Source organism: uncultured Nostoc sp., from assembly GCF_964247315.1.
Taxonomy (GTDB): domain Bacteria; phylum Cyanobacteriota; class Cyanobacteriia; order Cyanobacteriales; family Nostocaceae; genus Nostoc.
In genome coordinates, this window is sequence record NZ_CAXTTT010000028.1 from 51,490 (window position 1) to 62,874 (window position 11,385).

Consider the following 11,385-nt stretch of genomic DNA (forward strand, 5'->3'; position numbering starts at 1 on the left):
CCGCTTGGTCGAAAAAACAGCTGCTGGATTTTACGATATCTGCAACGGGCGTCGCTGCGGCACATTCTCAGTTTACGATCGCTCGATTAATTGCTTCTTCTTGACCAACTAAAGACAAGTAAGGCTCTTTTAAATACTTACAAGCTGAAGCGATCGCATCCTTGGCACTCACCGCCGCAATCAATTCTTGGAACTTGGTGTCAAAATCAATTCCTAAGCCCAAAATTTCATACCAACCGTATATCTGAGCAATTTGCCCGTTCGTTTGTTTACCCAAGGCGTATTGCCCCAGGATCTTGTTTTTAGCAGCTTGGAGCGCGCTTTCAGATATTTCGGTGGTACACAATAAATCTACTTCTGTACGCAGTCCTTCTAGGGCAATGCTAGTATTTTCTGGTGCTGTACCGATGTAAACCACAAAGGACGCTGGAAATAGCCTTGTGGAGTAAAAGGCAGATACTTCGTAAGCTAAACCTCGTTTTTCCCGTAATTCGACAAACAAGCGGCTAGAAAGCCCATTTCCCAAGTAGGTACACAGCAATTTTAATGGAGCGTAGTCAACTGAACTCACCGATGTTCCCAAATACCCAAGCATCACGATTGATTGTTGTGTCTGTACTGGCTTCAGCTTTACCTGCGGTTCTACCTTAATCTCAGGTAAATTCAGTATTGGCAGTGCTTGGGCTGGCGCTTGCCAATCAGCAAAAACTTCTTCTACTAATGCTACTGCATCTGTGGGTACGACTCTACCGGCAATACTAATTACTAGATTATCTGGACGGAAATAAGTTTGGTGATACTCCACTAAATCCGAACGAGTTAAGCGGCTCATGGTGGTTTCATCTCCCAGCACTGACATCGAGTAGGGATGATTTTGGTACATTACCTGCCGCATTTGTTCAAAGGCGACATTGAACGGTTGCTCTTTTTGGGAACGAATATCTTGGAGTGCTAAACGCCGTTCTAGTTCCACTTGAGTTTCAGGAAAAGTAGGCGATCGCAAAATCCGCCCTGCCAATGTTAAAATTTCCCCAAAATCAGATGTTACCGTCTTGAAAGATAGCAAAAAATAATCAGTGCCAGCATCCGCACTCAAACTTGCCCCTACAGACTCAACTTTTTCGGCAATTTCCAAGCTAGAAAGTCCATCACATCCCTTTGTCATCACTGCTGATAACAAATGTGCCAACCCTGCTTGCTCCCGGTTTTCGTTACAACTACCGGCACGCACAAAGATTCGCGCTGCAATAATGTCCGCAGCCGGATTTTCTGCCACCAGCACGACCATGCCATTGTTCAATACAGTGCGATGGATGGGCGATTTTTGCAGCAAGGTTGTCATTTGTCCTTTGTCATTTGTCATTTGTCTTTTGTCCTTTGTCAAAAACTAATGCCCTATGCCCCATGCCCTATGCCCAATGTCCAATAACTAACACGGTTTAAGTACAGTTACTGCATAATTCTGCGGCGAGAGATACTGTTTAGCTAATTTTTGCAGTTCTTTGGCATCAAAAGACTGAATCTGCTGGGGATATGTCACAGCTAATTCCGCTTGGGCAATGGTATTGTAATATCCATAAAGCCCCGTCAGTTGATTTGGTGTTTCAGTAGAAAACGCATACTCATTACATAGAAGTCTGCGTATACGAGCAAGTTCTTGTTCGCTAATTCCTCTAGTCAGCAAATCATCTAAATGAGTGCAAATCAAGGACTCAACTTCCTCCAGGTTTTCTGGTTCTAACCAGGCAGTAATTGTAAATAAACTTGATTCCCGTTGTAGAGAAAAACTACTGCAAATTCCCTGTACCAATTGCAAATCTTCTCGCAAATCACGCACTAAACGCGAAGTCCGCCCTTCTGCTAATAAGACTGACAAAAAATCTAAACCATAGCCAGTACGGATATCTTCTACTCCTGGTACTAGCCACGCCATTAATAATCGTGCTTGCTCTATGCGTGGTAAACACAGTTCTTGACGGTGAATTCCTGTTATTACTGGCTTTGTCACTTTCTCAAACTGCGGACAATTCGAGGGTTCGGCAAAATCAGCAAATGAATGATTTACCATTTCCCAAGCTGGTTGCTGGGCTATACCCCCAGCAATTACCACTGTCATGTTTTCCGGCTGATAGTGAGTGCGGTGAAAACAGCGCATTGCTTCTGGCGATTGCTGCATCAGTTCTTGCTCAGTACCCAGCACCGAACGTCCATAAGGGTGATGCGGATAGATGCTTTGAATTAGAGCTTGAAATCCTATCCAGTCGGAATCATCATGACATGAGCGAATTTCCTCTAACACTACATCCCGTTCTCGGCTAAATTCATCTTCTGGAATTGCCGCATTGAGTAGTAGTTCTCCCAAGTAGGGCAGAGTCTCTTTTAAATAAGGGGCAGCTGTGGTGAGTGAATAATGAGCATAATCATAGCTTGTCGCCGCATTACTCACGCCACCTCGGCTTTCGACTTTGGAATCGAACATTCCAGGGGGTAGCGTCGCCGTACCTTTAAAAATCATGTGTTCTAAAAAGTGCGCCATGCCAAACCACGGTTTTGGCTCTAAGCTGGCTCCAGCACGCACCCAAACATCCGCCACAACTACAGCAGTAGTGGGAATTTGTTGATGAATAAACGTTAAACCACTGTCTAGTCGGAAGACCGAGGCTGGAAATACTGTATTAGTTAGTTGCTGTGACAATTTTTTGTAGCTTTAACCACAATTTTAGATAATTTTGTGATTTTACCTCTGAATGATACCTAATTTAGAATCAAGTTATACAAATTTTGTTTTTATCAGCAAGTATCGCTAAATTTTAAGTCCTTTATCGTGGATGCACAGATGTGTATTTGTGTCAAATTAAGGCGGAAACGTTTGTTGACAAAGATATAAGATACCCCAACTCCCTTAAAAAGTATGACTGTTTCATTCTATCAGAGAGGGATTTTTTCAATAGTATGAGCGAGAATTTCCGATAAAATTTAATTGAATATTCAATTAAATGAGCTTACCTTGAGATAAGACAAATGCAGATAAATAATCAGACTTTAGGAAATTTCATAACCATCATACAAACAAAAGACATCCAAAACTTTATTCCTCTTTTAAAGGAGTTAGAATTTGGAGATAAATTTAGTTTATCAGTACTTCGTTGGTGTGGAATTAAAGAACGTCAGAAAACTCTCGCTTTTTGGCAAGTTTATTTAGCAACCCTGGAAACAGAAACTATAGGTGTTATGGGTCTTTACCAGATGGTGAATAGCTCTCCCAATATTGTATGGGTTGGATGGTTTGGTTTACGTCCTAAATACCGACAGCAAGGGCTAGGAACAGTGATGATGAATCTATTAAAAAAATATGCATTAGAATTTGGATTTAAGCAGCTTTGGGTATTTACTAATACTAATAATTTTGCAGCCCTATCCTTTTATGAAAAAGCTGGATTTATTAAATTGGGTTCTGCTGAAGAAATTTGTCCAGATAAAACATATAAGTTGTCAGATATAATTTTCAAATATGAATTGGAAGAAGCTCATGAACAGTAGTAAAAGTTCAGGAGGTAGGGATAGTAATATCTTCTTTTTAGACTGGGTTTTATACTATGATTAATTTGTACAGTGCGTAAGTCGTAAATTAATAAAAATAGCCAAAATACTTAATTTGCGTCGGTTAAAACTTTTTGTTTTCTAGTTTTAAATTTATGATTTTTTCCATAAGCTTTACTGATTTAAACAATTAAAGCTCCTAAGTTCTAACTGACTTTAGGAGCTAATAATTTTTAAGTTCACCGCGACGCCGTTTTACCTAAGTTTATGACCTGGGTTTATCCAGGTGGGAACCTAAATTCCTCGTTTAAAGTTTCCGGGTACATGCCCGGTATACTGCCACGAGAACAGTTGACTCCCTTGTCATTAAAGGCATAGATCAAAAAACTTGATGGCAGTCACCAACGTCGTAGTGCAACTTACTCATTATAGCTTTTCAAAAGATGTTGTGTGTTCAATATCGAAACTTTCCGATCTATTTACCTGGGATACCAGATAGATTCTATAGTGTGGGCGATGTTGTTAGCGTATGCACTTGCCGACTCTCGATTCTGATTATCCAGCAAAACGGTAACATGCCCTAACTTTCGCCCAGGACGTGATTCTGTCTTACCATACCAGTGAACGTGCACTTGGGGAATTTCTGCTATTTTTTGACGCTGGCTTTGGTAGTCGCTGTGAGAATTTTCATACCCCAGTAGGTTGACCATTACAGCACCAGCGCACTGTAAAGCCGGATTCCCTAAAGGTAAACCACAAACCACTCTGAGGTGTTGCTCAAACTGAGAAGTTTCGCAAGCGTCAAGAGAAAAATGCCCAGAATTGTGGGTACGGGGTGCAATTTCATTTACCAGTACTTTGCCATCAGCCCTAAGAAATAGCTCAATTCCAAAAATCCCCACTACTTCTAGGCTATTTAATAGAGTATGTGCGATCACTTGGATTTCTGCTACTTGATTGGGCGTAATTTCGGCTGGCGCAATCACCCGCCTACATACTTGTTCTTCTTGTTGGGTTTCTACCACTGGGTAAGTGACAATTTCTCCCTCCACAGAACGAGCTGCAATTATTGCTAGTTCTCTTTCAAATGGGACAAATTCTTCTAACAAGAAAAGCGATTGATTTAAAGTTTGTGTTGAGGTTTCATAACTTAGCTTTTGCTCTAAAGTAGCAAAATCTTGAATTATGAAAGTACCTTGACCATCATAACCGTGGCGACGGGATTTGAGGACTACTGGAAAACCTAGATATTCTATTTTTGATTTGATATTTTCCACCTCATCAAGGGCGAAAAATTGAGGAACTGGTAAGCCCAAGTCGCGTAAATAGCAACGCTGATGATATTTATCTAAAAGAGGAGCTAATGCCTCTAATCTGGGACGGAAATAAATGCCTTGCTTTGCTAAACCAGATAAAGCATTCAGGTTAACAAATTCGTTTTCAAAGGTAATGACATCGCATTTTTGAGCTAATATTTCCGTACCACTTGCATCATCAACTGGTGCGAAAATAGTTTCTTTTGCGATTGACACGGCCGGGTCGTGTTCGCTAGGAGTTTGTACTACTAATTCTACTCCTAGCTTCTGTGCTGCATCCGCCATCATCCAGGCAAGTTGTCCCCCACCAATTACACCAACACGCTTCATTGACATCCTAGAGAATCACGAGTTTGCACGCCTGTTTTAGAATTCATACCACTGGCTTTTTCGCACAATTCTTTGATTTGCGCTCTATCCAAAATTGCATCTGTAAAATCTGCACCGTCTATATTTACATCATTAAATATGGCACGGAGCAAAAGAGCTTCTTTGAAAACTGCATCGCTCAAATCTGCCTTAGTCAAGTTTACCTGATCGACCATTGCATTCGTTAAATCCGCTCCGTGAAGATTTGCTTTTGTCATCACCGAAGCGCTCATGACTGCTCCCCGTAAGTCAGCGTTTGTAAAGTTAGCCAATTCCATATTGGCGTTAGAAAACTCCGCAGCTTGCAAACTCTGTCCAGAAAAATCACGTCTTGATAACTCTGCATTGCTAAATGACAGTGGATGAGTCCAGTCTACTGCCACGGCTGGATCGGCTACACACCAGATAATAATTCCGAGAAGGAACGCCAACCCTTGCCGCCAAAATATATTGAGAGCCAATTTAGTGTAAAATCGCCGCATTTAATTACCGTATTTGAATATTAACAAGACTGGATCGTACTAATTGAGACTCGCAGCCTTGCTACTGGACTTGGAGAACGTGTATTTCCGTTGCTTAATATTTTGTAACGCAAAAAGAGCATAAGCTTCTTACTTTAGCAAAATTATCTCTGCTACTTGAGGTAGAAAGTGGCAATCAGCGATCACACTAAAATTAGATTAGATATCAGAACAATAATTACTAAATAGCGATCGCAATGACTGAGTATAAATTGTTTCTCACATCAAGCAAGCTTTAGCAAAATAGAGACGGGAAGCATAATCTATTACTGTTGATGAAGATAAAACTTGAAACTCCTAACTCTAAATGAATAATTTAGCTGAATAAAGCAATGTCTACTATGGCCTATGCTTATTGACTTATTTACAATTCTTCATTTGTAGATCTAAATTTTCAAGATATAAAAACTTTTTTTGAGCAGTAATACTCACAGAGTTATTTACAATTCTTGACTTTCTCTTTTTCAAGTAAAGTTTGTTGTATTTTAAATTCAACAGCCCCGATCGACTGTTAGTCTTTTAATTAATGAAAGCAAGGTTTGAGCGTAATTATATGCGTTTCAATTGCTTAACAAAGCTTAAAAGTTCGATAATTCGCATTAATTTTATAGCGATTAGTTAGTTCTTCAGGAATCTCCCAGAGTTTACATTCACCAAGTACACAACTTCCACAAACCGAACTCCGAAACCCGATGATGAATCATTACTCACTTCAATGGATTGAGGCATGGTGCCAAGAAAATGGCTGGACAGATTTATTTGTTGAGCGACGTAACAACTTCTGGGCTTTCCCTCCGGGTGGGGTAATGCCGGAACCAATTCCAGTTCATGTTCTCAGATTGATTAAAGCCGAAAAAGGACTGACTTTGGAAGAACGATTGTGGTCGCTGTCGGCAGTAATTGGCACAATCCTAGCTGTTCTTTTTACCTTTTGGTTCCAGTCGCCGATGCCATTAGTTTTAGCTTTCGCTTTTAATGCCGTTACAGTGGCTCAATTTGAACTTGAAGATGCCTAAATTCTTATTTTGGGCTTTGCTATTCAGAACTGCTTTTGTCTACTTTCAGCAAGAGCAGTTTTTAATTTAACAAGAAACAATTCAGGAGTCAGAAGCCAGAATTCTCCAATTGAATTCTGTGCGACTCGCTATCCCTACAAAGAAACAAGCTATGCGCGGCGCGAACCTAGAGAACGTCTTAATTCTGACGCCTTGGCGGAGCGTCTCAGGCTTCGCTTCTGAATTGTTCTTTAATGATTTGTATAGCAGCCTTCTAGTACGCCACGGCGTAAATAAAGCAACCATTTAAAATCACGAAAAAGCCCATTCCATTATACTTTCGACTTTTGACTTCCGCCTTGCGGTACTAGTCTATTAAGACATAACAATTAAAAATCACTAACATTTAAGAGCAGCTAGCAGGTATAGCTATTTTTGCGTGTTTATTAACGTAGTCCACAAATAATTGCTTCAATCGGGGACTAACACCAGCGTGTTCAAAGAATCCAAAACCGAGATTTCTTGCTTTTGCTAAGGTTTCCTCTGGTGTTAATCCTTCCTGGATAGCGATACTCAACAGCGCAATTCCAGTCGATCGCATCCCGGCGGCACAATGTACAACTGCTGGTTTCGGGATTTGTTCGAGTATCGTGAGGATTTTGGTAATTACCTCTTCATTCAAATTTTTTAGATCCACCTTGAGTGGAACATTTTGATAATACAACCCCAATGCTTCCGCTACTTTTTGCTCATCTTTGGAAAATCCTAGTTCATCAGGCGATCGCAAATTGAGAATGGACTTAAAACCTTCTTGAATAGCTTGCTCAAGCTGTTTCGGTATGACTTGTCCTGTTGTTGTCAAGTTTTCGTTAATTTGTATGGCGTTGATCACATTCACTCCTTTTGATTTTCTAATGTCTGCCAGCTTGGTAAATACTCTAAGGGAGCAAGCTTTGAGAAGATATTCAAAATAAACACAATAAAATTAGCCAAATATCACAAGATATTGCTTGATTACTTCAAAATTTCTCTTTTGAAGTTGGTTATTTTTTTGCTTTATCTATAATATACGGTTTGTCGATAGAATTAATGTTGATTAGAGTTTTTTATACTTTTTGTTGATACAATTACCGTAATTTATATCTCAAGAGTTATACTATTGGGCAAGTTGCAGGAGCAGTTGATCGGAATTTTTGCGAACAAGGGTATCAATAATGACTGTTACAGAACAAATTTCTTCTCTATCCATTGGAATAGTATTGTTCCCAGATGTAACGCAGTTAGATTTTACGGGCCCCTACGAAGTTTTTGCCAAATTGCCAAAGGTGCAATTATATCTGCTGGCGGAAACACTCGAACCAATTCGGAGCGATTGCGGCCTCACTTTTCTACCTGACACAACTTTTGCTCAAGCCCCAGCCTTAGATGTTTTATTTGTGCCAGGAGGCCCAGGTATCAATGCCAAAATGGAAGATGAAAAGTTCCTCGGCTTTCTTAAAACCCAAGGGAAACAAGCCCGCTATGTTACGGCTGTCTGCACTGGTTCGCTGCTACTGGCGGCTGCGGGTTTACTTCAGGGCTATTGCGCCACTACTCACTGGCTATCGTTGGATTTACTTGAGATGTTAGGAGTGAAGACAGTTGCCCAAAGAGTTGTCATCGATCGCAATCGAATTACAGGCGGTGGTGTGACAGCTGGCATTGATTTTGGGCTGGCTCTAGCTGCTGAGTTATTTGGGGAAGCGCTCGCCCAAGCAATTCAACTAGGGATTGAATACAATCCCCAACCACCCTTTAACAGTGGTTCTCCTCAAACTGCCCCTGCGGCTGTACTTGCTCGCGTTATAGATGCAAGTCACAATGTTCAGGAAATCAGACGGCAAATTGTCCAGCGAGTTATGACTCAATTGCAAACTGCTAATAAATAGCTAGGCGCAAATAATTAGAAGATAGGGTAGATTGTATTAGCGTGAAACACATAACGCACCATTTCCGATTTTCGGTGCGTTACGGAAGCCGTAACATACCCTACAGAACAATTCTTCTTTTTAAACTGGGCAATGACCCAGAACTAAAGTTTTCATTCATACTTCTTTCCTCCTGCCTTCTCCCAAGGGGAGACGCTAAAAGCAATCTGCCCTCTGCCTTCTCTTGTAATCTGAATGCCAGCCCTGAACCTATGAGCGCTAAGGAAATATCTCTTCGACCTGCCCAAGAAACAGATGCGTGGGTGCTGAGTGCAATTCATATTGCTGCTATCAAAGCTTTGCCTGCAACTTTCTACACCCAAAAAGAACTTTTAGCTTGGCGCAATTACCGCGACAAACCTGATGGTTCAAATATCTTGAAGAGTATGAAAGCAGAATCTTTCTGGGTTGCGATCGAGGGAGATGTTGTTATAGGTTTTACTAGTTTCATTGTTGATGAACTAATCGGGTTGTATGTCCATCCTAAATATCAACGTAAAGGGATTGGTCGTGCTTTAGTTCAACATTTTTGCAATGAAGCAACTGAGCAAGGTATAGATAAGGTAATTACAACTGCTAGCCTTTATGCTGAAGGGTTTTATTTACGACTGGGATTTACTGCCATCCAAAAAGCACCTCATTATTTAAGAAGTGGGATAGTTGTTCCAGTTACTAAAATGAGTAAAACATTAGCTACTACACCAAAATCAATTTGAGAAGGTAAATCTTTTAAATAATTTTCAAAATGTTGGCATCAACAATATTTTCCCTAAATTACGACCACTTTTTCTACATAATCTATGATGAAAGTAAGTACTTGCCAGCATAAATGCATAAAACCATCCGTTCATCAACTCTCACCCGTACACGTTTGATAGAAGCCGCCTTACAGGTATTTGCCAATTTAGGTGTTCAAGGAGCAACTACCCGTGAAATAGCTCGTGTTGCTGGTGTGAATGAGGTGACTTTATTTCGCCACTTTGCTAGCAAAGAACAACTTCTGGCAGCAGTAATGAAAAATGCCTTGGCACTCCAGACAGAAGCCCTTGCACACTCCGAAGTGTGGACACAGGATCTAAAAATTGATTTAAAACAGTATGCCCATCTTTACAATACTATGCTAGAGACACAGGAGGATTTAATTCGTACCTTCATTGGAGAAGCCAAACGTCATCCAGAGGCAGCCAAACAAGTGATTCAAGAAGCTGCCAAGCCCTTAGCAAAAAAACTGGTAGCTTACCTGCAATCGAGTCAGAAATTAGGCACTGTTAGGGCAGACCTCGATCCACTTCCGGCTGTCGATATGTTTACAGGAATGCTTTTGGCTGGAATGCTATGCCGCAGTGCAAAATTCAATCAAGGCAGCTATAGCTGTGAGGACTATATCGAAACCTGTGTAGATATTTTTGTGCGCGGTATCAGTGCCATTCCTCTCTAAGTTGTCAATGCAACTATAAGCTATGAGCCAAATTAGATAATTTATGGCAACATTTGTGATTCGGAGTTGACGATCTATTAAGGCTAAAAAGGTAAGTTATTTCTGCAGGACTCCTAGTAAAGCTAATCAAGAGGGAATAGTTTTGGCGATCGCTACTGCATAATATGTTCAATCTATATAATACCAGCCTATTTCCAAAAATAAAAATATATGAAAATCTTAAAAGGTAAGGTTGTTAGTGGTTTAGGAAACTTTTCTTACTGGATTGAGAAACTCCAAGAATATTACTTGAGAAAAACGGGGATGAAATTTTTCCCTGGAACTTTAAATATTCAGTTAGATCAACCTTACCATCTTCCGAAAAATGTCATACGTCTGGAAAAGGAAGAATATGGAGGGACTGTTTCTGTGAGCATTGTTCCCTGTCAAATATTTGGCAGAGATGCTTTCATCTTAAGAACAGACAAAAATAATACTGAAAGTGGAGATCATCCGAAAACAATTATTGAGATAGCTTGCAATGTGAAACTTCGGGAGCTATATAACCTTAAAGATAATGATTTGATTGAAGTTGAGATTCACGATGTCAGATTTATCTGAATTAGGGACTTCCAAGAAATAAATTACTCAACAAAAACAAAAACCACATGAAGTTGAGGAGACAGACGACCCCACGAGCGATATGTCTCCTGTCCATGAACGGATGTGCGTTCGATACACGGCACGTTCTGAAAGGTTTTGGTATGCACTGCGGCATTGCGACAAAGTGCTTTTCGTCCGCACAGGAATTAGCGATCGCGGTGGTGTGTTAGATTTAGTCAACAAGCTGCAAAAACAATGCCAAGGAAAGCCATTTCATCTCTTGCTTCTTTCTCCCCAAAGCGACGATGAGTTTTTAGACCTTCCAAATGTGCTGCATTACAATGTCGAGTTTAATCGCGATCGCATATATGATGATTTGGGGCATTGGATGTACTCCACAGAGGTGATGCGAGGAATTCTAGAATCCCTTGGTGTGTCCAGCAAAAACCTCTTTTGGTGTCCACCAAAAATACCGAAGGAGTGAGAAAATGGATTTTAGTTCAATCGGATTCACTATTGTGCTTCCTGGAAAGCCTGAATCGCTAGTCCTTGCTGATCTACGGACAGGTAGTTGATAGATGTCAATAAAGCAGTCTCTAGCAAACGGGAGCATCCCACTTTTTATTTAGGGAGCAAAGATTAATCCATTAAGGTAGG

12 protein-coding genes and 1 other RNA gene are annotated in these 11,385 nt (G+C 40.6%); 7 read left to right on the plus strand and 6 right to left on the minus strand.

Annotated elements, in window-relative coordinates; translation table 11 throughout:
* Window positions 1-67 precede the first annotated feature (67 nt).
* Both ACFE93_RS11040 and ACFE93_RS11045 read right to left on the minus strand, forming a co-directional pair.
* The gene (locus ACFE93_RS11040; RefSeq protein ID WP_375473332.1) at window positions 68-1,363 is read right to left on the minus strand and encodes a M16 family metallopeptidase; all 1,296 of its coding nucleotides are present in this window, start codon (window positions 1,361-1,363) and stop codon (window positions 68-70) included.
* 66 nt (window positions 1,364-1,429) lie between these two features.
* Entirely contained in the window at window positions 1,430-2,695 is a 1,266-nt protein-coding gene (locus tag ACFE93_RS11045; RefSeq protein ID WP_375473333.1) for a M16 family metallopeptidase, read from the minus strand.
* Between the two features lie 326 nt (window positions 2,696-3,021).
* On the opposite strand from ACFE93_RS11045, the gene ACFE93_RS11050 reads away from it, so the two are divergent.
* Window positions 3,022-3,540, plus strand: a complete 519-nt coding sequence (locus ACFE93_RS11050; RefSeq protein ID WP_375473334.1) for a GNAT family N-acetyltransferase — start codon at window positions 3,022-3,024, stop codon at window positions 3,538-3,540.
* A gap of 235 nt (window positions 3,541-3,775) precedes the next feature.
* Here the strand turns inward: ACFE93_RS11050 and ssrS are convergent.
* The 3 genes from ssrS to ACFE93_RS11065 form a co-directional block, all read right to left on the minus strand.
* A non-coding RNA gene (gene ssrS / locus ACFE93_RS11055) (6S RNA) lies at window positions 3,776-3,959 on the minus strand.
* A gap of 60 nt (window positions 3,960-4,019) precedes the next feature.
* Entirely contained in the window at window positions 4,020-5,186 is a 1,167-nt protein-coding gene (locus ACFE93_RS11060; protein ID WP_375473335.1) for a 5-(carboxyamino)imidazole ribonucleotide synthase, read from the minus strand.
* Window positions 5,183-5,707: a pentapeptide repeat-containing protein gene (locus ACFE93_RS11065; RefSeq protein ID WP_375473336.1), complete on the minus strand. Its 525-nt coding sequence runs from the start codon at window positions 5,705-5,707 to the stop codon at window positions 5,183-5,185. The genes ACFE93_RS11060 and ACFE93_RS11065 overlap by 4 nt, the downstream gene beginning before the upstream one ends.
* Before the next feature lie 731 nt (window positions 5,708-6,438).
* On the opposite strand from ACFE93_RS11065, the gene ACFE93_RS11070 reads away from it, so the two are divergent.
* The gene (locus ACFE93_RS11070) at window positions 6,439-6,762 is read left to right on the plus strand and encodes a hypothetical protein (RefSeq protein ID WP_322733115.1); all 324 of its coding nucleotides are present in this window, start codon (window positions 6,439-6,441) and stop codon (window positions 6,760-6,762) included.
* A gap of 385 nt (window positions 6,763-7,147) precedes the next feature.
* Here the strand turns inward: ACFE93_RS11070 and ACFE93_RS11075 are convergent, their stop codons facing one another.
* Window positions 7,148-7,633 (minus strand): beta-lactamase hydrolase domain-containing protein, encoded by a 486-nt coding sequence (locus tag ACFE93_RS11075; protein ID WP_375473337.1) that lies wholly within the window; start codon window positions 7,631-7,633, stop codon window positions 7,148-7,150.
* A gap of 322 nt (window positions 7,634-7,955) precedes the next feature.
* On the opposite strand from ACFE93_RS11075, the gene ACFE93_RS11080 reads away from it, so the two are divergent.
* From ACFE93_RS11080 to ACFE93_RS11100, 5 genes are all read left to right on the plus strand, one after another.
* Window positions 7,956-8,669 (plus strand): DJ-1/PfpI family protein, encoded by a 714-nt coding sequence (locus ACFE93_RS11080; RefSeq protein WP_375473338.1) that lies wholly within the window; start codon window positions 7,956-7,958, stop codon window positions 8,667-8,669.
* 251 nt (window positions 8,670-8,920) lie between these two features.
* Window positions 8,921-9,424 (plus strand): GNAT family N-acetyltransferase, encoded by a 504-nt coding sequence (locus ACFE93_RS11085; RefSeq protein ID WP_375473339.1) that lies wholly within the window; start codon window positions 8,921-8,923, stop codon window positions 9,422-9,424.
* Window positions 9,425-9,537: 113 nt separating this feature from the next.
* On the plus strand, window positions 9,538-10,146 hold the full coding sequence (locus tag ACFE93_RS11090) for a TetR/AcrR family transcriptional regulator (RefSeq protein WP_375473340.1): 609 nt from the start codon (window positions 9,538-9,540) through the stop codon (window positions 10,144-10,146).
* Between the two features lie 210 nt (window positions 10,147-10,356).
* A complete protein-coding gene (locus ACFE93_RS11095; protein ID WP_375473341.1) occupies window positions 10,357-10,746 on the plus strand; it encodes a DUF120 domain-containing protein in 390 nt (129 codons plus the stop codon).
* Between the two features lie 82 nt (window positions 10,747-10,828).
* Window positions 10,829-11,212 (plus strand): hypothetical protein, encoded by a 384-nt coding sequence (locus tag ACFE93_RS11100; RefSeq protein ID WP_375473342.1) that lies wholly within the window; start codon window positions 10,829-10,831, stop codon window positions 11,210-11,212.
* Window positions 11,213-11,385 lie beyond the last annotated feature (173 nt).

Coding starts and splice junctions, on each gene's coding strand:
- ACFE93_RS11040 (WP_375473332.1), bottom strand. CDS start 1,363: ATGACAAATGACAAAGGACAAATGACAACCTTGCTGCAAAAATCGCCC.
- ACFE93_RS11050 (WP_375473334.1), top strand. CDS start 3,022: ATGCAGATAAATAATCAGACTTTAGGAAATTTCATAACCATCATACAA.
- ACFE93_RS11060 (WP_375473335.1), bottom strand. CDS start 5,186: ATGAAGCGTGTTGGTGTAATTGGTGGGGGACAACTTGCCTGGATGATG.
- ACFE93_RS11065 (WP_375473336.1), bottom strand. CDS start 5,707: ATGCGGCGATTTTACACTAAATTGGCTCTCAATATATTTTGGCGGCAA.
- ACFE93_RS11070 (WP_322733115.1), top strand. CDS start 6,439: ATGATGAATCATTACTCACTTCAATGGATTGAGGCATGGTGCCAAGAA.
- ACFE93_RS11080 (WP_375473338.1), top strand. CDS start 7,956: ATGACTGTTACAGAACAAATTTCTTCTCTATCCATTGGAATAGTATTG.
- ACFE93_RS11085 (WP_375473339.1), top strand. CDS start 8,921: ATGAGCGCTAAGGAAATATCTCTTCGACCTGCCCAAGAAACAGATGCG.
- ACFE93_RS11090 (WP_375473340.1), top strand. CDS start 9,538: ATGCATAAAACCATCCGTTCATCAACTCTCACCCGTACACGTTTGATA.
- ACFE93_RS11095 (WP_375473341.1), top strand. CDS start 10,357: ATGAAAATCTTAAAAGGTAAGGTTGTTAGTGGTTTAGGAAACTTTTCT.
- ACFE93_RS11100 (WP_375473342.1), top strand. CDS start 10,829: ATGTCTCCTGTCCATGAACGGATGTGCGTTCGATACACGGCACGTTCT.